This window comes from Lactobacillus sp. HMSC08B12 (assembly GCF_001808415.1).
In the GTDB taxonomy this organism is placed as follows: domain Bacteria; phylum Bacillota; class Bacilli; order Lactobacillales; family Lactobacillaceae; genus Lactobacillus; species Lactobacillus delbrueckii.
Genome location: NZ_KV793140.1, coordinates 1 through 506 on the forward strand (window position 1 = coordinate 1; position 506 = coordinate 506).

1 protein-coding gene is annotated in these 506 nt (G+C 42.9%); it reads left to right on the forward strand.

The window, feature by feature from the left end; genetic code table 11:
* On the forward strand, nt 1-466 hold a 466-nt coding region (locus tag HMPREF3168_RS04285), incomplete at its 5' end, for a transposase (RefSeq protein WP_210384543.1).
* Nucleotides 467-506 lie beyond the last annotated feature (40 nt).

The window sequence follows — 506 nt, forward strand, 5'->3', positions numbered from 1 at the left end:
TAAAGGTACATGCAGTATCTTTGCCTTCGTAGAGCCGCTAGGAGGTCGTCATCACACAAGCGTCAGAGAACACCGAACTGCAGTTGACTGGGCTGAAGAAATCAAATATATGGTTGATGAGATGTACCCTGAAGCCGAGAAGATCATTCTTGTCATGGACAATCTTAATACGCACAAGCCATCCTCACTATATAAGGCTTTCAAGCCAGAGGAAGCACGTCGAATCATCAAGAAGCTTGAGATTCACTATACTCCCAAGCATGGCAGCTGGTTAGATATCGCTGAAATTGAGCTAAATGTGATGACCAGACAGTGTCTTTCTCAAAGAATCCCGGATATTGAGACACTACGCGAAGAATTGAGCGCTTGGGAAAGTGAGCGGAATAATAGCTATGCTTTGGTAAACTGGCAGTTTAGAACTTCGGATGCACGTATCAAACTTGCATCTTTGTATCCAAAGCTATAGCACTAAACATACTTAAGATATCAGTATGACACTACACTAG